The sequence below is a fragment of the Cupriavidus sp. 2KB_3 genome, from assembly GCF_052115685.1.
GTDB classification, from domain to species: domain Bacteria; phylum Pseudomonadota; class Gammaproteobacteria; order Burkholderiales; family Burkholderiaceae; genus Cupriavidus; species Cupriavidus campinensis.
Window position 1 is genome coordinate 20,975 of record NZ_JBFRHD010000005.1, and the last position, 21,565, is coordinate 42,539.

Consider the following 21,565-nt stretch of genomic DNA (forward strand, 5'->3'; position numbering starts at 1 on the left):
ATTTCGGGCTGCTTACAACTGTCCCTCTCCATCCGCCAGCGGTGCGAGATCGCTAAAAAAGTAAAAGTAAAACTTGGCGGACATGGCGGTGTTTCGGGTCAGCTTGTGTCGGAATCTGGGTGATGCGTCGAATTTATGCTGTGGTGCGTGTTGAAAAGGCATTTAATTGCGCGGCTATCCCTCAAATCATGGCTCGCAATCGCCACACGCCCGACAACGAAGCATCTTTATATCGCTTTTCAAGATCGATGGCAAGCGTCAATCGCGTGGAATCGCAACAGATTTCACCAAAAATGGCATGCCGCCGCCATCGATCTCGGATCAGTTCCTGGCCTCAGGCGGTGCCGCCCACGGTCATGTTCTCGATCCGCAACGTCGGCTGGCCCACGCCCACCGGCACGCTCTGGCCTTCCTTGCCGCATACGCCCACGCCCGAGTCCAGGCGCATGTCGTTGCCGATCATGGTCACGTCCTTGAGCGATTCGGGGCCGTTGCCGACCAGCGTCGCGCCCTTGACCGGCGTGGTGATCTTGCCATCCTCGATGAGGTAGGCCTCGCTGGCCGAGAACACGAACTTGCCGTTGGTGATGTCCACCTGGCCGCCGCCGAAGTTCACCGCGTACAGGCCGCGCTTCACGCTGGCGATGATCTCCGCCGGGTCCTTGTCGCCGTTCAGCATGTAGGTGTTGGTCATGCGCGGCATCGGCAGGGCGGCGTAGCTCTCGCGGCGGGCGTTGCCGGTGACCGGCATCTTCATCAGGCGCGCATTGAGCGTGTCCTGGATGTAGCCACGCAGGATGCCGTCCTCGATCAGCGTGGTGCATTGCGTCGGGTTGCCCTCGTCGTCGAGGTTCAGCGAGCCGCGCCGGTTGGCCAGCGTGCCGTCATCGACCACGGTCACGCCCTTGGCCGCCACGCGCTCGCCCATGCGGCCGGCGAAGGCCGACGAGCCCTTGCGGTTGAAATCGCCCTCCAGCCCGTGGCCGACGGCTTCGTGCAGCAGCACGCCAGGCCAGCCCGGGCCGAGCACCACGGTCATCGCGCCGGCCGGGGCGGGGCGCGCCTCCAGGTTCACCAGCGCCGACGCCACCGCTTCGTCGACATACTTGGCCAGCAGTTCGTCGCTGAAGTAGCCGTAGGCATAGCGGCCGCCGCCGCCCGAGGAACCTACCTCGCGCCGCCCGTTCTGCTCGGCGATCACCGTGACCGACACGCGCACCAGCGGCCGCACATCGGCGGCGATCACGCCGTCGCTGCGTGCCACGAGCACCACGTCGTATTCGCCGGCCAGCCCGGCCATGACCTGCACCACGCGCGGGTCCTTGGCGCGCGCCATCTTCTCTATGCGCTCCAGCAGCGCCACCTTCTCGGTGGCGGTCATCGAGTCGAGCGGATCGTTCGGCGTATAGAGGTTGCGCCCGGTCTGGGAGGCCAGCGCGCCGGCCACCTTCACGCGGCCGCTGCCGCTCTTGCCGATGGTGCGCGTGGCCGCCGCGGCCTGCGACAGCGCCGGCAGGCTGATGTCGTCCGAATACGCGAACGCGGTCTTGTCGCCGGACACGGCGCGCACGCCCACGCCCTGGTCGATGCTGAAGCTGCCCGACTTGACGATGCCTTCCTCCAGGCTCCACGCCTCATTGCGCGTGTACTGGAAGTACAGGTCGGCATAGTCGACCTTGTGCGTGAAGATGTCGGCCAGCACGCGCTGGAGCTTGGCCTCGTCGAGCCCATACGGCGCCAGCAGCAGCTGCTGCGCCGTGGCCAGGTTGCGGATTCCGAGATCACCGGCGTTCATGATTGTCCTTTCAGCATTCATTGAAGCCGGCACGGGCCGGCTTCAGATCGTAGTCGTTGGGGTAGATGCTACAGCACCCGATGCCGCAGCGCCGGCAGGTTCTGACGGACTTCCGCCAGCCGCGCCGGGTCGATCACGCCGGCCACCACGCCCTCGCCCTCGGGCAGCACGCCGAGCACCTCGCCCCACGGATCGACCAGCATCGTGTGGCCCCACGTGCGGCGGCCGTTTTCGTGCTTGCCGCCCTGTGCCGCAGCCAGCACATAGCACTGGTTCTCGATCGCCCGGGCCCGCAGCAGGATCTCCCAGTGCGCCTGGCCCGTGGTGTAGGTGAAGGCGGCCGGCATCAGAATCAAGCTCGTGCCGCCGCCGGCGGCCAGATGGCGGTATAGCTCGGGGAAGCGCAGGTCGTAGCAGACCGACATTGCCACGCGGCCGCACGGCGCCTCGAACGCCACCGGCTCGGTGCCGGCCAGGATGGTGCGGGACTCGTCGTAGCTTTCGGTGCCCTTGGTGAAGCCGAACAGGTGGATCTTGTCGTAGCGCGCCACGCGCTCGCCGCGCGGGTCGAAGGCAAGCGAGGTGTTGTAGACCCGGCCTTCGTCGCCGCAGTGCAGCGGCAGCGTGCCGCCCACCAGCCACACGCGGTGGCGCCGCGCGGCATCGGCCAGGAAGCGCTGCACCGGGCCGTCGCCGTCCTGCTCGCGAATCGCCACCTTGTCGGTCTCCTGCCGGCCCATCATGCAGAAGTACTCGGGCAGCAGCACCAGTTCGGCGCCGCCGCGCACGGCCTCGGCGATCAGCGCGTCGGCGCGGGCGAGGTTGGCATCGAGCGACGTGCCCGTCACGGTCTGCACGGCGGCGACGCGGAACGGGGCGGCGGGTGCGGCGGAAGCGGCGGAAGCGGTCATCGTGAGGCGTCCTGTGTCGGGGCGGCGAGCCCGTTCCTAGCGGAGGAACTCGGTCGCGCGGTCCTGGATCGACGGCTGTCGGGGCTTATTGTCCTCCACTTTCGTGATCTTGGGATCGGCCCACGACCCGGACACGTGATAGTGCAGCGTGAACACCTTGGAGAACTCGTCCGCGAACAGCAGCTGGGCGGCCAGCGTGCCGATGCCGAGCACCGGATTGATGAACGCGGCCGCCACCGAGGTGGTCGTGGCGTTGATGCGCGGCACCACCGAAACCTGGAGGTCCTGCGTCTCGCGCAGCAGGTTGGCCGTGCCGGTCATCGACGCCATCATCTGGCTGCTCTTGAGCTGGAATTCGTCGATCTTGCCGACGCCGTTCTCGATCGTGCCGCTGCCGGTCAGGTCGTCGAACACCACGCCCCGGTTGGACAGGCTGCGGAAATCGAGTGTCGCGAACTTCAGCAGGCTTTGCAGGCTCAGCACGCCCAGCAGGCGTGCGGCGCCCGGCTCCACGCTGAGGATCTGGCCGTTCTCCAGCTTCAGCGAGAGCCGGCCGGACAGCGACGGATAGTCGATCGACAGCGGCGAGCCGCGCCACGCGATGCGGCCTTCGAACGCCCCCTTGCCGTCGCGCAGCGTGTGCGCCATGCCCATGCGGTCCAGCACGTCGCCGGCGTCGCGGATGTCCAGCTTGAAGTTCAGCAGCGTGCGACGGCCCTCGGTGGGGGAGGCGGTGCTGCTCGCCACTGCATCGCGCAGGCGGCGCGGCACGCGCCAGGTGCCGTTGCCGGTCAGCGTGGCGCCCGGTTGCTCGATGGTGAGGTTGTCCAGCGTCCAGACCGGCTCGTTGCCGGCGTGGCTGGTGTGCGCCTTGACTTCCAGCTTGCCGAAATCCTTGCCGCGCAGCACGAACTTCTCCGCCACGAGGTCCAGCGCGGGCAGTTCCTCGATATTGCGCGCCATGGTGTCGGTGGCGTGGCCGTCATCGGCGGCCTCGGGGAAGTCCAGCCGCGACAGCCGCACGGACAGCGCGCCGGACGGCGTGTTGGCATCGCGCCGCCACTGCGCCGTGCCGGCGATCTGGCGCGACGTCATCTGCGCGTTCCAGCCGCTGCCCTCGCGGTTGGCGTCGAGGGAGACGTCGTCGAGGCTGCGCCCGAACGCATCGAGCGTCTTGGCGCGCACGGTGACGCGCTCGGGCAGGAATGGCGAGTTGCGTTCGATGTTGTTCGGGTTGTCGCGGCCCGGCGCGGCCGGCGTTGGCACCGTGCCGCCCAGCGCGTTGCGCCAGGCATCGACGTCGAGCCGCTCGGCGGTCAGCGCTGCCGTGACGCCGCTGGCCGGCTGCGGCGCCGGCTGGCCCACGCCGATGCCGCCCGAGATGACCTCCAGGCCCTCTGCGCCGCGCCGCAGGACATAGCGCGCCGCCACCGCGTTGCCGAGTTGCACGGTCAGGTCGTCCTGCCCGGCGCGGGCCGCCGCCGTAGTGGGGCGCAGGTCGAAGCGCAGCGGCATTTCCTGGGCCGCCGTCTTGACCAGCGGCGCCGGCAGGTTCAGCGCCATGCCGACGAGGCTGGAGCCCACCTGGATCTGGAGATGCTTGTCGCGGATGCCGATCTCGGCGTTGTAGGCCGTGGCACCTTCCATATGCGTGCCGGCGTTGCTGCCCGCCGCGGCCAGCGCTTCGCGCAGGCCGGCCGCCGTGGCGGTGCCGCCCACGGTCACGCGCGTGGCGCCATCGGACTGGGTACCGCCCCCGATCCGCGTCTCGCCGCCAAGGAAGCGGCCGCGCACGTTGTCGAGCCGGAAGCCGTGCTCGTCGAACGCCACCACGCCCGTCGCACCATAAAGCGTGGGCAGTTCCGGGAACAGCGTCACATCGTTGCCGGGGAAGCGGAACTGGCCGTCCACCTTGGTGCCGGCCGCGTGGTGCAGCGGCAGGTCAAGCTTCAGCTTCAGGTCGCCCTGACCGGGTGCATGTGAATTTTCCGTCACGTTTCCGGTCCAGCCCTTGACCGGGGTATTGGCGATGAAGCGCAGGAAGCTCTGCACCGGCCCGTTGGCCATGCCGTCGATCATCAGGTGGCCATGGTCGCTCAGATCGTCGATGCGGCCGTTGACGTTCTGGAGCACCACGCCCGGCACGCCGCGCACCGCCGCCCGTTTGGCCAGGAACGTCAGGCTGCCGCGCTCGAACATCACATTGCCCTGGATGTCGGTGAAGTCGGGCCAGGCCGTGCCGGCGTTGGCCTTGCCGTGGCCGTTGCCATTCACGCCACCAGTCACGTTCGGCCCGGTCTCGTGCGGTGCCACCTGGTAGCTCACGTTCTGCACCGGAATCTCGGCGCGGAAGTCCCCCGCCTTCTGGAACGGCGGATGGAACGGGAAGTGGGACAGGTCGCCCTTGATCAGGAACTTGGCGCCGGTGGCCTCGCCGCCGACCAGCGCGCCGCCCAGGTAATCGCGTGTGCTGGGCAGCGTCAGCGGCAGGTAGCGGACGATGCGGTTGGCCAGCGCGCGGTCCAGTTCGCCTGAAAGATCGGCGATGCCGCCGTTGCCGTCGCCGCCGGCGCGCCAGGTGCCGCGCACCGTGCCGGCCGTGTCGGCGTTGGCAAAGCGCACGCCATCGGTGTGCACGGCGAGCTTGCCGGCGTCCTGCGTCCAGCGGATCTCGCCGCGCAGTTCGTCGAACGGGATGCGCGGCTCTTCGAACACGCCGGGGAACATCAGCGCGGCATCGGTGCTGTCCACGCGCGCCGTGCCCTGGCGGTCATCGAAACTGAAATTGCCCGAAAGCTGGGCGAAGCCCGGCGTGCCGGCGCGGGGCAGGCCATCGGCGGCCATGGCCGGTACGGCCGGCTGGCTGTTCACCGAGACCTTGCGCAGCGTGCCCTGCACGGCGTAGTGGGACGCGCCCGGGCTGCGCGAGAGCAGCCCGGCGCGCTCGCGCGACCATGCCACGTCGAGGTTATCGATATGGCCGGCCGGCTGGAGCACGCGCAACTGGCGCAGCAACGCGGTATCCAGCGGCAGGGAGGTAGCCAGCGCGCGTACGGTGTTCAGGTCGAACGTCGGCGCCTTGAGCGCGAACTTGCGCAACTCGCCCCGATCGTCGCGGGTCCAGTTCACGGTGACCTTGCGCATGCCTTCGCGCCAGGTCGTATCGGCGCTCGAAGGCGGCCCGGCCAGCGGTTCGGGCTGCCAGAGCAGCGTGTCGATGGTCAACTGGTGGTTGCCGGCGCGGTCGCCCTTGTGCAGCAGCAGCGCCTGCGCGTTGGCCAGCTTGAGCGGCTCGGCGGCGCCGGCCAGTTGCAGGGCCACGCCCGTGGCGCGCATCCGCATCTGGCTGCCGATCAGGTGGCCTTCGCGGAAGTCGACCGAACCGGACGTGCTGAAGACACCGCTGTCCACGTGGTCGAAGATGGCGAGGTAGCGCTGCACCACCGGCAGCTGCAACTGGCTGAAGTCCCAGTTGGCCTGGCCGGTCCAGTGACGCCAGTCGCCGGTGGCACGCAGGTAGTCGTGGCGCAGTGCGGCCTGAAAGACCAGCGGCTGGGGCGCCAGCGAGGCGCTGCGCGCCTCCAGCCGGAGCGTGTGCTGGGCACCGTTGCGGTGCGCGGTGAAATGGATGTCGGCCACATCCAGCTGCGGCAGGCGGGCCTTTTCGTCCAGCCAGCGCAGATTGCCGCTCATCAGCTCGATATGGCCCTGAGCGAGCAGCCAGTTCAGGAACGGATCGTCGTTGGTGGTGGACGGATGGGCCTCGATCGGCACGCCGGCCACCAGCAGGCGGCCCTCGGGCGTGCGGCGCACCAGCACATCGGTGCGCTCGGCCATCAGGGTGGCGAACTGCAGGGTCAGCGCCGGCACGGAATGCCAGGAGAGCTTGCCGTCGAGCGTGCCGGCGGAGAGCAGCACGCGCTGCTGGCTGTCCACGGCGCGCACGTTGCGTGCGCGGAACGCCGGATGCCAACCGTCCCAGAATGTATCCAGTTCGCCGATGGTCAACTGGGCGGACAAGGCCGCCGAGCCTTGCTGCTCCAGCCACTGGCGCGCGGTATGGGCTTGCGGCCACAACACGAAGCGGATCAGCAGCACTGCCACCACGGCCAGCGCGGCCAGCGCCAGTGCGATGCGCACCAGCACCCGCCAGAGCCGGGGCCAGACCGGGTGCGTCACGCCGGCGCGCAGCGCGCGCCAGCCGCCACGGGCGGCCGCACGCAGCCGCTCACCCACGCCGGGTGCGGAGGAGGAATGAGAAGCCTGGGAAGCCTGGCCGGCGGTGGCGGCGGACGCCTCGGCAGCGGCGCTGGCGGACGCGGAACCGTCGGCGGGCGCGGCAGGGGCGGCGGGGCGTCTGGACATGCGCAGATTATCCGACAATACTAGCCGCTCTCCAAAGTGGTCGATAAGGGTGCGTTGTTGCGCCACCGCGTATCGCCACGGCGCCTGCCCGCATTGCAAAGTTACTGGAATGACTGTCCCTGATCCGACGAGTTCCGCCGCGGGCGCCGCCCCGGCTCACCCCCTTCCCACCGAGGCGCCGGATGCGCCGCCTGGCCCCATCGGCAACATGGTCGAAGGGGCCTATGCCACGGTGATGGCCAGGGAGTTACCCGCCACGGATTCCAATGCCGCAGGCGAGGGCGACGTATTGTACTCGGCGCAGGCCTCCCATTACGCCCGCCGCGTGCTCCAGGCGCGTCCCGAACTGGCCGCCGTGGTGGCGGATGCCGCCCGGGCGCCCCTGACGCGGGCATGGATGGAGGCACGGCTGCAGGCGCTCCACGCCCCGTCCGCCGATGCCGAGGCCGCCGCCGCCCAGGCGCTGCGCCGGCTGCGGGCCGAAGTCATGTGCGTGGTGATCGAGCGCGACCTGCGCGGGCTGGCCCCGCTCGGCGAGATCACGGGCGCGATGACCGACCTCGCCGAACTCGGCATCCAGTTCGGCCTGCGCGTGCTCGGCGACGACCTTGCCGCCACCTACGGCCGGCCCACCGGCGCCCAGAGCGGCGAGGTGCAGGAGCTGGTAGTCGTGGGCATGGGCAAGCTGGGCGGGCGCGAACTCAACGTTTCGTCAGATATCGACCTGATCTTTCTCTACGACGAGGATGGCGATACCCAGGGCGGCGCGCGCAGCCTCTCGAACCACGAGTATTTCATCCGCGTGGGCCGGCGCCTGATCAACCTGCTCTCCGAGGTGACCGCCGACGGCTACGTGTTCCGCGTGGACATGCGGCTGCGGCCCAACGGCGACGCCGGCCCGCTGGTGTGCAGCTTGGGCATGCTCGAGGAATACCTTGTCGTGCAGGGCCGCGAGTGGGAGCGCTACGCCTGGATCAAGGGCCGCGTGGTCTCCGCGCTGGATACGCCGCACGCCACGCGCACGGCGGCCCTGCTGGGCCGGCTGACCACGCCGTTCGTGTTCCGGCGCTACCTCGACTATGGCGTAATCGCGGCCATCCGCGCGCTGCACGCCCAGATCCGTGCGGAGGCGGCCAAGCGCAGCGGCGGGCTGGCCGGCCATGGCGTGAACCAGCGTTCGTTCAATATCAAGCTCGGGCGCGGCGGCATCCGCGAAATCGAGTTCATGGCGCAGGTGTTCCAGCTGATCCGCGGCGGCCAGGACGCCGCGCTGCGCGTGCGGCCGACGCTCGAGGTCCTCGACGTGGCCGTGGCCCGCAACCTCCTGCCGGCGGGGCAGGCCGAGCAGCTGGCCGATGCCTACCGCTTCCTGCGCCAGCTGGAACACCGGCTGCAATACCGCGACGACGCCCAGACCCACCACCTGCCGACCAGCGAGGACGAACAGCTGGCCGTGGCGCGGATGATGGGCTATGACGACTGGCCCGCGCTGGTGGCGCAGATGAATGCGCTGATGGCACCCGTGGCGCAGCAGTTCGAGGCCACTTTCGCCGATCCGTTCAGCGACCCGGACGCGCCGCAGTGCGAGGCGCTCTGGCCCGAGATCGTGCGGGAAGGGCAGGGCTCGCGGCCCACGCAGGACGGCCCGGACGAGACCGATCCCGAGTCGTCGCCGTGCCAGCGGCTCCAGGCCGCCGGCTTCAGCGACTGCACCGGCCTCTACGACCGCCTGCGCGCCATCGCCACCTCGGTACGCTACCGCGCGTTGTCCGAGTCGAGCCGGGCGCGCTTCGACCAACTGGTCAACCGTGCGCTCGACCTCGCCAACAAACAGGACGATGCCGACAGCACCATCGCCCGTTTCCTTGATTTTCTCGATGCGATCAGCCGGCGGGCGTCGTATCTTTCGCTGCTGTCCGAGTACCCGCAGGCGATGGACCGCGTGGCCCAGACGCTGCATGCCTCGCGCTGGGCGGCGGCCTACCTGACCCGCCATCCGCAGCTTCTGGACGAATTGCTCGATAGCGAGGCGCTGGCGAGCGCGCCGGACTGGCCCGCCTTCCGCGCCCGCGTGGCCGAGCGCCTGCAGGTGGCGCACGGGCAGGTCGAGATGCAGATGGACATCCTGCGCCGCGAGCACCACGCCGAGACCTTCCGGATCCTGCTGCAGGACCTGCACGGCCTGCTGACCGTGGAGCAGGTGGCCGACCGTCTCTCCGACCTGGCCGACGCGATGCTCGAAGTCACGCTCGGGGCGGTCTGGGCCCAGCTGGCCACGCGCCACGCCGAGACGCCGCGCTTCGCGGTCATCGCCTACGGGCGGCTGGGCGGGAAGGAGCTGGGCTATGCGTCCGACCTCGACATCATCTTCCTGTATGACGATGACCACGAGCGCGCGCCGGACGTCTACGCGGCCTACGCCCGCCGCCTGATTACGTGGCTCACGAGTCACACGGCGGCCGGCATGCTGTTCGATGTGGACATGCGGCTGCGGCCCAACGGCGCGGCGGGGCTGCTTGTGACGAGCTTCGACGCGTTCCGGCGTTATCAGCTGCGCGAGGGCGACAACACCGCCTGGGTCTGGGAGCATCAGGCGCTCACGCGGGCCCGCTGGTGCGCCGGCGACAGCGCGATCGGCGCGCGCTTCGAGGCGCTGCGCGAGGAGGTGCTGCGCCAGCCGCGCGACGCCGCCGCGCTGCGCGACGAAATCGTGCAGATGCGCGCCAAGGTGGCCGAGGGCCATCCCAACCCCACGCCGCTGTTCGACCTCAAGCACGACCGGGGCGGCATGGTCGATATCGAGTTCACGGTGCAGTACCTCGTGCTGCTGCACAGCGGCGCGCATCCGTCGCTGACCGGCAACAAGGGCAATATCGCGCTGCTGCGCATGGCCGGCGAGCTTGGTTTGATCGACAAGACCCTCGCTGTGGCCGTGGGCGACGCCTACCGGCTGTTCCGCGCACGCCAGCACAAGCTGCGGCTCGATGGCCAGGACCAGGCCCGCGTGCCGCCGGCCTCCGTGGCGGACCAGACCGCGCAGGTGCAGGCGCTGTGGCGCGCGGTCTTCGGTGGCTAGTTCGGTCCCGCCCCAGCCCGACCACGGCTGGCCGGCCATGCTGGCGACCATCGCCGGCGTGGCCGGACTGGCCGCGCTGTTCACCTTCGTCCCCTGGCTGCACGCCCACGGCCTGTACCTGCGCGACGCGGTGCGGCTGGACGGCCAGTGGTGGCGGGTGGCTACGGCGATGTGGGTGCATCTGGACTGGCGTCACTATCTGGCGGACATGGCCGCGGCCGCAGGCTTGCTGCTGCTGGCCGGCCGCGCCACCCGCATCCGCGAGATGCTGGCGGTCCTCGTCATCAGCGGGCTGGCCGTTCAGGTGGCCCTGCTAAGCATCCCCTCGGTCGGCTGGTACGGCGGGCTGTCCGGTGCGCTGCACGGGCTGGCCCTCTGGGCCGGCCTGCGGCTGCTGCAAGCCCCGGGCTTCTCGCGCGTGATCGGCGTCATCACCTGCGTGGTGGTGATCGGCAAGGTCTGGACCGAGCAATCCTGGCTCGCCGCCCTGGTCTTCGACCCGTCCTGGGGCTTCGGCATCGTCCGCGCCGCCCACGCCGCCGGCGCGATCGCCGGGCTGGCATGCTGGGTGCTGCAGGAATGGTGGCGCACGCGGCGGGGGAGTGCCGCCTAGCCCGCATCCCCGTGCGCACGGGCGTGCCGGCGCAGCTTGCCGTACCCATGAACTGTCGCGGTTCGTACCCCTCCCTGGGGGCATGCGGCTGGCATAGTTTGCCTACACCCAGCCGCACTACGCCGAGCTAGCGATGACAAGCATGTCCCTTCTCAAAGCGAACCCATCTTCGAGTCCTGAAGGCCTATGCCCGCGCGGCGCGCGCTGAGCGCAGCGGCGTGGCGGCGTGTCTGCCTGATGTTGCTGGCCGCGCCGGCCCTGGCGATGGCGCAGCCTGCGCCGGCACGGCAGGCGCAGCTTGCGCAGTGGCTGCGCCATGACTGTGGCGCCTGCCACGGCATGACGTTGCGCGGCGGGCTGGGTCCACCGCTGACGCGTGAGGCGCTGGCGGGCAAGCCGCCCGATGGCCTTGTCGCCACGGTGCTGTATGGCCGGCCCGGCACCGCGATGCCGCCCTGGCAACCCTTCATGACGCAGGAAGACGCGCAATGGCTGATCGAACGACTCCAGGCCGGTACCCCGCCGGTCGCCCGGCGGGCCCTCGCGGCGCCGGCTCGCTAAGGCGTGGCCTTGCAGCGGCGCTGGCCGGCGTTGCCGTGCTGACGGCGGGATGCGCCGATACGGTGCGCGGCACCGGCGATCTCGGCGTGGTAGTGGAGCGCGCGGCCGGCCGTGTGCAAATTGTGGAGACCACCGGCATGACGCGGCTGGCCACGGTGGATGGCTTGGGCGATCTGTCTCACGCGAGCGTGGTGTTTTCGCGCGATGCCCGCTACGCCTACGTGTTCGGCCGCGACGGCGGCCTCACGCGTGTGGACCTGCTGACCGCACGCATTACCCATCGCATCCTGCAAGCCGGCAACAGCATAGGCGGCGCGATTTCCCAGGATGGCCGCGTGGTGGCCGCGCAGAATTACGCGCCGGGTGGTATCCGCCTGTTCGACGCCCAGACGCTCGAGGCGCTTGCGGACGTGCCCGCCATCGGCGGCGATGGCTGTCGCTCCAAGGTCGTGGGCCTCGCGGACCTGCCCGGCCGCCGTTTTGCAGCGAGCCTGTTCGAGTCAGGCGAGATCTGGATCATCGACGCCGCCGAGCCACGCCATCCGCAGGTCACGCGGCTGCCGGCAGGCCGCGAGCCGTACGACGCCCTGGTCACGCCCGATGGCCGCTGGTACCTGGCGGGGCTGTTCGGTGAAGACGGCCTGACCCTGGTCGACCTGTGGCAGACGCCGCCCCAGGCGCGTCGCATCCTCTCCGGCTATGGCCGGGGAAACCAGCCGCTGCCGGTCTACAAGATGCCGCACCTGCGTGGCTGGGCGATGGCCCAGGGCCGGGCATGGCTGCCGGCCATTGGTCGCCACGAAGTTCTGGTGGCGGATCCGGCGCGCAACTGGCAGGAGATTGCGCGCGTGGCGGTGGCCGGGCAGCCGGTATTCGCCATGGCCCGCCCGGACGGGCGCCAAGTGTGGGTCAATTTCGCATTTCCGCACAACGATGTCGTCCAGGTGATCGACACCGCCTCGCGTGAGGTGGTGCGGACCCTGCGCCCGTGCCGCGGCGTGCTCCACATGGAATTCACGCCCAAGGGCGAGGCGCTGTGGCTGTCCTGCCGGGACGACAACCGCGTGGAGGTCTACGACACCGCCACGCTGGCGCGTATCGGCACGCTGGCTGCCGACCATCCCAGCGGCATTTTTTTCACCGCCCGCGCGCAGCGCTTCGGGATGTAGGTGCCGGCCATGCGCGACGAATTCCTCAGCTTCGACAACCTGCAGCACGGCTTCCCGCTGCAACCCCGGCCTTACCAGGTGCTGGCCGCCCGGCTGGGCTTGTGCGAACACACGCTGCTGGCCCTGTTGGCGCGTGGCCTGCACGGCGGACGCATCAGCCGCGTGGGCGCGGTGTTCGCGCCCAACGTGATCGGCGTCAGCACGCTGGCGGCGCTGCGCGTGCCGCCGGATCAGCTCGATCGCGTGGCGGCGCTGGTGAGCGCCTGTGCCGCTGTCAGCCACAACTACGCGCGCAGCGGCCATCCGTACAACCTTTGGTTTGTCGCGGGCGCCCGCGACCGTGGCGCGCTTGACGGCACGCTGGCGTCGATCGCGGCCATGACCGGTCTCGCGCCGCTGGACCTGCCGATGGCGCGCGAGTACCACATCGACCTCGGCTTCCCGCTCGCGGGCCCGCGCCGCAAGCGCCCGCTCCAGGCAGCGCCGGGCCCGGTGGCGCTGGACGACGCCGCATGGCGCCTGGTGGCTGCGCTGGAAGCCGGCCTGCCATTGGTGCCACGTCCCTTCGATGCCCTGGCGCAACGCGCCCGCCTGCCGCTGGCGTGGGTGCTGGAGCGGCTGGCGCAGTGGTCCGCGCAAGGCGTGATACGGCGCCTGGGCGTGGTGCTCCACCATGGCCGCTTCGGCTATCGGCACAACGCCATGTGCGTCTGGGACGTGCCGGATGCGCATGTCGATGCGCTCGGGGTGCGGCTGGCCCAACTGGAGCGGGTCACGCTCTGTTACCGGCGAGCACGCCGGCCGCCGGCGTGGCCCTACAACCTGTTTGCCATGGTGCATGCGCGCGATGCCGGGCACCTGGCCCCCGCGCTGGCGCAGATGCGTGCCGTGCCCGAACTCGCGTCGGCCCCGGGCGCGGTGCTGGTCAGCACGCGCTGCTACCGGCAGCGCGGTACACGTTACGCGCTGGAGGTGCCCGCATGACTTGCACGTCCGATTTATCCCCTGCAGCGACCCTGGACGACACGGACCGGAACATCGTCAATGCGCTGCAGCGCGGCTTGCCGCTGGTCCCGCGCCCGTATGCCGAAGCCGCCCGGGCGCTCGGCCTTGCTGAAGACGAATTGCTGGCGCGGCTGCGCGCCTTGCTGGCCGCGGGCGTGCTGACACGCTTCGGGCCGCTTTACCAGATCGAACGGGCGGGTGGCCGGTTCGTGCTGTGCGCCTGCCATGCCCCGGCGCCACGGCTCGAAGCCGTTGCCGCCGCGATCAATGCCTTCCCGGAAGTCGCGCACCACTACCTTCGTACCCACCGTCTCAACCTGTGGTTCGTGCTGGCCGTCGGGCAGGCCGGCGCCGTCGCGCCGGCACTGGCGCGCATCGCCGCCGCCACGGGCGTCGAGATCCTGTCGTTTCCCAAGGAACGCGAGTTCTTCGTCAACCTCTATCTGCCCGCGTGATGACCCCTGCCAATGTCAGCCCCCAGCCGGACGCCGTCGACCTGGCGCTGATCCGCGCCACTCAGGCCGGCCTGCCGCTGACGTCCGCGCCGTACGCTGCCGTGGCCGAACGGCTTGGCATCGGTGAAGCGGAAGTCATTCAACGGCTCGCCGCGATGCAGGCCCGTGGCGCGCTGCGCCGCATCGGCGCGGTGCCCAACCACTACCGGCTCGGGTGGCGCGCCAATGGCATGACGGTGTGGGATGTGGACGATGCCCGCATTGATGCGCTGGGCGAGCGCATTGGCGCGCTGCCCTTCGTCAGTCATTGCTATCGCCGCCCGCGACGGCTGCCGCAGTGGCCGTACAACCTGTTCGCGATGGTCCACGCGCACACGCGTGCGGAAGCCGTGCCGCAGATCGCGCGTATCGCCATGCTGCTGGGCGACGCCTGCCGCGCGCACGACGTGCTGTGGTCGGTTCGCATTCTCAAGAAAACCGGCCTGCGCCTGCCGCCGGCCGACCCCGTCCGACTGGAGGCGCGCTGATGTTCCGCTTGTCCCGCTTCATGGAAGCCCTGCGCGACGCCGGCCCGGTGCCGCCGGCACGCCGGGCCGCCGGGCCGGTTGTGATCTGGAACCTGATCCGGCGCTGCAACCTGAATTGCCGCCACTGCTATGCCACGTCCGCCGATACGGACTTCCACGGAGAACTGGACACGGCCGAGGCGCTGCGTGTGCTGGAGCAGTTGCGGGAAGCCCGCGTGCCCGCACTGATCCTCTCGGGCGGCGAGCCGCTGCTACGCCCGGATCTGTATCGGATTGCCGCGCGTGCGCGCGAGATGGGGTTCCATCTCTCGCTGTCCTCGAACGGCACGCTGCTCGATGCGGACCATGCCACGCGGCTGGCCGAGGCGGGCTTCGACTACGTTGGCGTGAGCCTGGATGGTCTGCCGGCCACCCATGACCGTTTCCGGCGCAGCGACGGCGCCTTTGCGCGCGCACTGATGGGGTTGCACACCGCGCGCGCTGCCGGGCTCCGGGTGGGCGTGCGCATGACCTTGACCGACGAGAACGCCGCGCAGTTGCCCGACGTCGTCGCGCTGACCGAGCGCCAGGGCATCGACAAGTTCTACCTGTCCCACTTCAACTACGCCGGCCGGGCCCGCCGCCATCGTGCCGACGACGCCCGGCACGCGCGCACCCGTACCGCGCTGGACTGGCTTTTCGCGCATGTGTGGCAACGCGCGCAGGATGGCCATGCCGGCGACTTCGTCACCGGCAACAACGATGCCGATGGGGTCTACCTGCTGCAATGGGTCACGCAACGGTTTCCGCACCGTGCCGGCGAGATGCGTCGGCGGCTGGAGCAGTGGGGCGGCAACGCGACCGGCGTCGGCGTGGCCAATATCGACAACCTCGGCAACGTTCACCCGGATACGATGTGGTGGCAGGTGACGCTGGGTAATGTGCGCGAACAGGCGTTTGGCGAAATCTGGGCCAGTCGCGCCGATCCGTTGATGGCGGGCCTTGCCAGCCGTCCCCGCCCGCTGGAGGGACGCTGCGCCGCCTGTGCGCATCGCGCGATCTGCAACGGCAATACACGCGCGCGCGCCTTCGCGCTGACCGGCAACCCGTGGGCCGAGGACCCGGGCTGTTATCTGTCCGACGAAGAAATCCTTCCGGGCGCCGCCGCAGAGGCAGGGGCGAAGGCAGGGGCGGGGACATGACCGCCATGATCGGGAGGCTCGGGAGGATTCTGGCCCTTGTGCTGACCCTTGTGCTGGCCGTTGGCACGCAGCCGACACTGGCCAGCGATCCGGCGGCGCTTTACACCCAGCACTGCGTGGCCTGCCACGGTGCGGCCCGCCTGGGAGGCATGGGGCCCGCGCTGCTGCCCGAAAGCCTGGCGCGGCTGCGCGAAGGGGAGCTCGGCGCCGTGCTGCGCGATGGTCGCGCCGCGACCCAGATGCCGGCCTTCGGCGCCACGCTGGCGGCGCCGGACCTGCAGGCATTGGCGCGCTGGCTGCGAACGGCGCCGGCGGAGGCGCCGCAGTGGGACGCCGGGGCGATCCGGGGCAGCCACGTGGTGCACCACGCGCCGGGCACGCTGCCGGCGCGGCCCGTGTTCAGCGCGGACCCGCAGAACCTGTTCGTGGTGGTGGAGGCCGGCAGTCACCATATGAGCGTGCTCGATGGCGACCGGCTCGCCCCCATCCATCGCTTCGCCACCCGCTTTGCGCTGCACGGCGGCCCCAAGTTCAGCCCCGATGGCCGCTACGTCTACACGGCCAGCCGCGACGGCTGGATCAGCAAATACGACCTGTGGAACCTTGTTCCGGTGGCCGAGATCCGTGTCGGCGTGAACACGCGCAATATCGCGGTCAGCGACGATGGCCGTTGGGTGCTCGCCGGCAATACCCTGCCGCGCACGCTGGTGTTGCTGCATGCCGGCGACCTGTCGCTCGCGCGAGTGATCGATGTCACGGGGCGCGACGGCCAGGCGTCGCGGGTATCGGCCGTGTATGACGCCGCGCCGCGCCAGAGCTTTATCGCCGCGCTCAAGGATATCCCCGAAGTGTGGGAGATTCCGTACGCCGCCGACCCCCTGACCCCGACCCTGACCCTTACCCCGCGCACGATCGCGCTGGACGATGTACTCGACGACTTCTTCTTCGACCCGCCGTACCAGCACATCCTGGGCGCCTCGCGCGGGGGCGGCGGGCAGGTGATCGACCTCGATCAGGGCCGCAAGGTGGCGGCGCTGGCGCTGGGCGGGATGCCACACCTTGGCAGCGGCATCACCTGGACACGCGGCAGCCAGGCGGTGATGGCTTCGCCCGATCTGGGGCAAGGCCGCATCACGGTGATCGACATGCAGGACTGGCGCACCGTCGCCACCGTGCCGACGAACGGCCCGGGCTTTTTCCTGCGCAGCCATGAGACCTCCCGCTATGCGTGGGCCGACGCGATGATGAGTACGCGCCGCGACACGCTCCAGGTCATCGACAAACAGACCCTGCAGATCGCCGGCAGCGTCACGCCGAGCCCCGGGCGCACCGCGGCGCATGTCGAGTTCACGCGCGATGGCCGGTATGCGCTCGTCAGCCTGATGGAGCGCGACGGCGCCATCGTGGTCTATGACGCCGCCACGCTGCAGGAGGTCAAGCGCATCCCGATGGACAAGCCCATCGGCAAGTACAACGTCTTCAACAAGATCACAAGGTCGGCGGGCACGAGCCATTGACGTGCCGGCGCGAGACAGGAGTTTCCCAGGATGAATGCTTCCCTCAAGCCCGGCAAGGTCTGGCTCGTCGGCGTCGGACCGGGCAGCCCGGACCTGATCACGGTGCGCGCGATGCGTGCGCTGGCCGCCGCCGATGTATGGCTGGTCGATGACCTGGTGTCGCCGGAAATGTCGAGCTATGCGACGCCGGGCACCGAGGTCGAGTGGGTGGGCAAACGTGGCGGGCGCTGCTCGGTCAGCCAGGCGCGCATCCAGCAGCGTACGCTGGAATACGCGCTGGCCGGCCGCAGCGTGGCGCGCGTCAAAGGGGGCGATCCCCTGCTGTTTGGCCGAGCCGGGGAGGAAGTGGCCGCCCTGCAGGCGCATGGCGTGCCGGTGGAGGTGGTCAATGGCATCAGCAGCGGCCTGGCCGCCGCCCAGGCGCTGGGCATTGCGCTGACGCACCGGGCGCACTGCCACGGCGTGACCTTCGTCACCGGGCACACGTTCGAGCACGGTTCGCCATGCTGGGCGGCACTGGTGCGCGGCGGCACCACGCTGGTGATCTACATGGGCATGAGCCGGCTTGTGGCGATACGGGACGGCCTGCTGGCGGCGGGCATGCGCGCCGCCATGCCCGCCGCCGTGGTGATGTCTGCCGGGGGCGCGGCACAGCGTTCGTGGACCGGCACGCTTGGCACGCTGGACGAGGCGCGCGCCGCAGGGTTGGAGAGCCCCGCCATCATCGTGGTGGGCGAGGTGGTCTCCGACGCGAAGATTGCGCCGCCGATGCACGGCGCCGTCGTGCCAGCGGGCTAACCGTAACCATCAAATGTCGCAAGCCATGCCCTGTCACGGGCACGGCCCGCGGGCATAGTCGGTATCGGTTCATTCAGACCCAAAGACACTTACCCACGGAAAACGCCCATGCTTGCTCGATTGCTATCTCTCGCGCTGCTTCCGATCGCGTCCGGGACGTCGATCGCGATGACGGCTCAGGAGCTCTCCAAAGCCAACACGCTGTACGAGGCCCACTGCGCGGTCTGCCATTCCGCCAGCCGCGGCGGCTATGTCGGGCCCGGCCTGCACAAGGACCGTCTGCTGCAAAGCGAGGCGGCCCTGCGCGGGACCATCATGACCGGCATTCCGGACACGCTCATGCCGCCGTTCGTTGGCCGGCTTCCCGATGCCGACATACGGCTGTTGGCAAAGCTGATCAAGACCCAGCCGCCGGCGGAGCTGACCTGGAGCCTCGAGCAGGCGCGCGACAGCCTCGAAGTACTGGTGGACGAAAGCACGCTGCCGGCCAAGCCGGCCTACGAGATCGACACGGTGTACGACCTGATGGCGGTGATGGCGCGAGGCCGTTACGGGAGGGGAAGCCCCGGCGACAATGCCAGGCTGGTCTTCCTCGACGGCAAGACGAACAAGGTGGTCGGCGAGATCGCCACGCCCGTCGCACCCCATATCATCGATTTCAGCCCCACCCACGAGCGCTGGGCATGGCTGAAGACCGATGACAGCTATGTGTACAAGATCGATCTCTATACCCTGAAGGCCGTGCGCCGCGTGCGGACAGGCCTGACCGGCCCGGGCATCGCGGTGTCGAACGACGGAAAATGGCTCGCCGCCAGTTCGTTCGCCCCCAATGCAGTGACGATCCTCGATGCGCAGACGTTGCAGCCGGTCAAGTACCTGACGCTGGAAGGCACCGACCCCGACGGGAAGTTTGTGAAGTCGGCGGGCGGGCCGGTCATCGGCAGCCGCATCAACAACCGGTTCGCGCTCACGTTGCGCCAGGCGGGGCAGATCTGGATCATCGACCCCGATTTGCCGGGTATGCCGGTGACCAAGCTCGCCAATGTGGGACGCCTGCTGCATGACACGTTCCTGTCGCCCGATGGCCGCTATTCCATGGTGGCTTCCTATGACGACAACAAGGTCATCGCCATCGACCTGAAAGAGAACAGGGTGGCCCGGGACATTCCGGCCGGATGCCAGCCGCACCTGGGCGGGGGGTCGGTCACGCCAGTTGGCAACCGGATGCTGGCTTTTGGCACGAATATCGGCGAGTGCAGCAAGGGCGATGTGGTCACGGTGTGGGACACAAAGGACTTTTCGGTGGTCAAGAACATCAAGGTGGCCGGCCCGACGGAGTCGCCAGCGGCCCATCCGGACGCGCCCTATGTGGCGGTGGATATCGTCAGCAAGGACAAGCGTGCGAGCCTGATCCAGCTGATCGACAAGAATTCGCTCGAAGTGGTTCACACGCTCGACGTGGGCGGACACGCCTTCTTTCCCGCCTACAACCGCACCGGCAACCATCTGTACGTGAGCGCGGGCTACTACGGCGACCGGCTTCGGATCTATGACAGCAAAACGCTGAAGATGCTGGCCGAACACAAGATGGAGAGCCCGGCGGGCATCTTCTCGCGTGCGCGGACGCAATGGATTTCGGTCGGCCTGCCCAAAACCCGCGAACATTGAGGAGACCCATCATGCGAACCATATTTGTCGGGCGATGCCTGATGCTGGCCTGCGGCGTCGTGGCGCCCATGCTTTCGGCTTACGCCGCGTCCGATCCGCTAAAGCCCGCGGCGGCCATCGCAAGCATCATGCCGCTTTGTGCGTCCTGCCATGGGAACGATGGCGTCAGTGCCAACGGCCTGTATCCGAATCTTGCCGGCCAGAAGTCGGCATACCTCGTCAAGCAGCTCAAGGATTTCAAAACGAAGCGGCGCGACGATCCGGTGATGGGGCCGATGTCCGAATCCCTGAGTGACGACATCATCGAGGCGCTGGCGACGCACTTTTCCGGCTTGCCGGCCGCGCGCTAGCGCAAGGCGGGGCCGCGGGGAGAAGACCGGGCCCAGCCGCTCAGGCTGCGCCCGTTCCACCTTGGGTCAATGGCTGCCCAGCACCGGGAGGAGCCTCCCGAACGCTGCCTCGATCTGTGCCGGGTCCAGCGCGGCATAGCCGAAGAGGACGACACGATCGTGCTGCACCGGCTCATCTCCCCCTGCGGCATCGGGCAGGGTGTACAGCCGAACCCCCACGCCCAGCGCCCGCTTTACCACCTCGGCAGCGCCCGGGGCGCCGGGCGGGAGCCGACAGGCCACGTGCATTCCCGCGTCTTGCCCGCTTACCTGCCCCTCGCCGCCCCAGAGCGATGCGATGCCGGCCAGAACGGCATCACGCTGCTGGCTGTACTTGCTGCGCAGCCAGTAGATGTGCCGCGCATACTCGCCGCTCTCGAGCAACCGGGCCATCACGGCCTGGTCCAGCCATGGGCAGCCATTGTTCAGCAGCGCCTTGCGGCTCCCCAGTTCATCCGCGAGCCGGCGCGGGCAAACCATGTAGCCGAGCCTCACGCCGGGCCCCAGCGCCTTGGAGAAGGTGCCCAGGTAGACCGTGCGTGCATCGTCGAGCGCCATCAACGGCAGCAACGGCGACTGGTTGTAGCGGAAGTCCCCGTCATAGTCATCCTCGATGACCAGCGCGCCATGCCGCGCTGCCCACGCGAGCAGGCTTTTGCGGCGGGCCATGGACATGGTGTATCCGAGCGGATACTGGTGGGAAGGGGTGACGTAAGCCATCCGCACCGACCGCTCGGGCAGCATGTCGGTGCGCAAGCCGTCTTCGTCAACCGGCAATGCGATGCACGCCGCGCCGTGCGCGGCCAGTATGTTGGAGAATCCCGTGTAGCCGGGCGCTTCCATGACCACCTCGCACCCCGGGCGCAGGAAGTGCGCGGCGAGCAGGCTCAGACCTTCCTGAATACCCGCGACGATGATGATCTGCTCGGGGTCCACGCGCAGCGCCTTGCTGCGTTCCAGATAGTCCGAGATCTGCATGCGCAGTCCCCATAGCCCTGCGGCCGGGGTGTACTCGGTCATGGCGTGGCCGGCATGTCGCAGCAGCTGGTACGACCACGACGCCCAGCGGCGCCATGGAAAGGCGTACACAGCGGGCCGCCCGACCTTGAAATCGAAGCATATCGGGGCAGCGGGCGGTACGACATGGACGCCCGAGGCCGCCACAGGCTCAGGCAAATCGAGGCAGTCGTGCTCTGGCTGGATGGAAGACCGCTCGCGCCGGGCCGGCTTTACCTGAAGCGGTGGGTTCTCCGCGACGAAAAAGCCGCGCCCCGGGTCGCGCCGGACCAGGCACGCGTGTTCCAGCAGATCGTAGGCGCCCAGCACGGTATTGCGGGACACCCCGAGCCAGGCAGTCATTGCGCGGATGGAAGGGAGATTGGCCTGTGGCGACAGCACGCCTGATGTGATCAGCGCTTCGATCTGTCTGGCAATCTGGTGCTTGTATGATCCGGCAGCTTCGCGGACGATCGACATCGACTGAGCGAAGAGCGGACTCGAATCCGTCGTCATGGGCGTTGAGGTGGGGCCGTGCT

At 69.1% G+C, this 21,565-nt stretch carries 16 protein-coding genes; 12 read left to right on the plus strand and 4 right to left on the minus strand.

The genetic code is table 11. The features are described from left to right. Nucleotides 1-334: 334 nt before the first annotated feature. The 3 genes from tldD to AB4120_RS06225 all read right to left on the minus strand — a co-directional run bounded on the left by tldD (nucleotide 335) and on the right by AB4120_RS06225 (nucleotide 7,071). On the minus strand, nucleotides 335-1,795 hold the full coding sequence (tldD, locus tag AB4120_RS06215) for a metalloprotease TldD (RefSeq protein ID WP_144196156.1): 1,461 nt from the start codon (nucleotides 1,793-1,795) through the stop codon (nucleotides 335-337). Nucleotides 1,796-1,863: 68 nt separating this feature from the next. Beyond that, nucleotides 1,864-2,706: a carbon-nitrogen hydrolase family protein gene (locus tag AB4120_RS06220; RefSeq protein ID WP_149136368.1), complete on the minus strand. Its 843-nt coding sequence runs from the start codon at nucleotides 2,704-2,706 to the stop codon at nucleotides 1,864-1,866. A gap of 36 nt (nucleotides 2,707-2,742) precedes the next feature. Continuing rightward, nucleotides 2,743-7,071 carry a YhdP family protein gene (locus tag AB4120_RS06225; RefSeq protein WP_441642023.1) on the minus strand — a complete coding sequence of 1,443 codons (4,329 nt, stop codon included), beginning with the start codon at nucleotides 7,069-7,071 and terminating at the stop codon, nucleotides 2,743-2,745. A 109-nt stretch (nucleotides 7,072-7,180) separates the two neighbouring features. Between AB4120_RS06225 and glnE the strand changes: the two genes are divergently transcribed. The 12 genes from glnE to AB4120_RS06285 all read left to right on the plus strand — a co-directional run bounded on the left by glnE (nucleotide 7,181) and on the right by AB4120_RS06285 (nucleotide 19,991). Continuing rightward, the gene (gene glnE, locus AB4120_RS06230) at nucleotides 7,181-10,147 is read left to right on the plus strand and encodes a bifunctional [glutamate--ammonia ligase]-adenylyl-L-tyrosine phosphorylase/[glutamate--ammonia-ligase] adenylyltransferase (protein ID WP_441642024.1); all 2,967 of its coding nucleotides are present in this window, start codon (nucleotides 7,181-7,183) and stop codon (nucleotides 10,145-10,147) included. Nucleotides 10,148-10,184: 37 nt separating this feature from the next. Then, a complete protein-coding gene (rrtA, locus tag AB4120_RS06235; RefSeq protein ID WP_149137563.1) occupies nucleotides 10,185-10,760 on the plus strand; it encodes a rhombosortase in 576 nt (191 codons plus the stop codon). Nucleotides 10,761-11,024: 264 nt separating this feature from the next. Continuing rightward, complete coding sequence (locus tag AB4120_RS06240) at nucleotides 11,025-11,321, plus strand: c-type cytochrome (protein WP_441642025.1); 297 nt, start codon at nucleotides 11,025-11,027, stop codon at nucleotides 11,319-11,321. Beyond that, nucleotides 11,249-12,490 (plus strand): cytochrome D1 domain-containing protein, encoded by a 1,242-nt coding sequence (locus AB4120_RS06245; RefSeq protein WP_441642026.1) that lies wholly within the window; start codon nucleotides 11,249-11,251, stop codon nucleotides 12,488-12,490. The genes AB4120_RS06240 and AB4120_RS06245 overlap by 73 nt, the downstream gene beginning before the upstream one ends. Before the next feature lie 9 nt (nucleotides 12,491-12,499). Continuing rightward, the gene (gene ahbB / locus AB4120_RS06250) at nucleotides 12,500-13,474 is read left to right on the plus strand and encodes a siroheme decarboxylase subunit beta (RefSeq protein ID WP_149136364.1); all 975 of its coding nucleotides are present in this window, start codon (nucleotides 12,500-12,502) and stop codon (nucleotides 13,472-13,474) included. Further along, nucleotides 13,471-13,950: an Lrp/AsnC family transcriptional regulator gene (locus AB4120_RS06255; RefSeq protein ID WP_149136363.1), complete on the plus strand. Its 480-nt coding sequence runs from the start codon at nucleotides 13,471-13,473 to the stop codon at nucleotides 13,948-13,950. Before ahbB (AB4120_RS06250) ends, AB4120_RS06255 begins: the two co-directional genes overlap by 4 nt. Next, entirely contained in the window at nucleotides 13,950-14,477 is a 528-nt protein-coding gene (gene ahbB, locus AB4120_RS06260; RefSeq protein WP_149136362.1) for a siroheme decarboxylase subunit beta, read from the plus strand. Before AB4120_RS06255 ends, ahbB (AB4120_RS06260) begins: the two co-directional genes overlap by 1 nt. Beyond that, nucleotides 14,477-15,658: a heme d1 biosynthesis radical SAM protein NirJ gene (gene nirJ / locus AB4120_RS06265; protein ID WP_149136361.1), complete on the plus strand. Its 1,182-nt coding sequence runs from the start codon at nucleotides 14,477-14,479 to the stop codon at nucleotides 15,656-15,658. Before ahbB (AB4120_RS06260) ends, nirJ begins: the two co-directional genes overlap by 1 nt. A gap of 5 nt (nucleotides 15,659-15,663) precedes the next feature. After that, nucleotides 15,664-17,175 carry a cytochrome D1 domain-containing protein gene (locus AB4120_RS06270; protein WP_441642105.1) on the plus strand — a complete coding sequence of 504 codons (1,512 nt, stop codon included), beginning with the start codon at nucleotides 15,664-15,666 and terminating at the stop codon, nucleotides 17,173-17,175. A 30-nt stretch (nucleotides 17,176-17,205) separates the two neighbouring features. Further along, nucleotides 17,206-17,973 (plus strand): uroporphyrinogen-III C-methyltransferase, encoded by a 768-nt coding sequence (gene cobA, locus AB4120_RS06275; RefSeq protein ID WP_149136360.1) that lies wholly within the window; start codon nucleotides 17,206-17,208, stop codon nucleotides 17,971-17,973. Between the two features lie 108 nt (nucleotides 17,974-18,081). Next, the gene (locus AB4120_RS06280) at nucleotides 18,082-19,641 is read left to right on the plus strand and encodes a cytochrome D1 domain-containing protein (protein WP_441642027.1); all 1,560 of its coding nucleotides are present in this window, start codon (nucleotides 18,082-18,084) and stop codon (nucleotides 19,639-19,641) included. 41 nt (nucleotides 19,642-19,682) lie between these two features. Beyond that, nucleotides 19,683-19,991 carry a c-type cytochrome gene (locus tag AB4120_RS06285; RefSeq protein WP_149136359.1) on the plus strand — a complete coding sequence of 103 codons (309 nt, stop codon included), beginning with the start codon at nucleotides 19,683-19,685 and terminating at the stop codon, nucleotides 19,989-19,991. Between the two features lie 66 nt (nucleotides 19,992-20,057). Here AB4120_RS06285 and pdxR read toward each other — a convergent pair whose 3' ends face one another. Continuing rightward, entirely contained in the window at nucleotides 20,058-21,542 is a 1,485-nt protein-coding gene (gene pdxR / locus AB4120_RS06290) for a MocR-like pyridoxine biosynthesis transcription factor PdxR (protein ID WP_262389462.1), read from the minus strand. Between the last annotated feature and the right edge of the window lie 23 nt (nucleotides 21,543-21,565).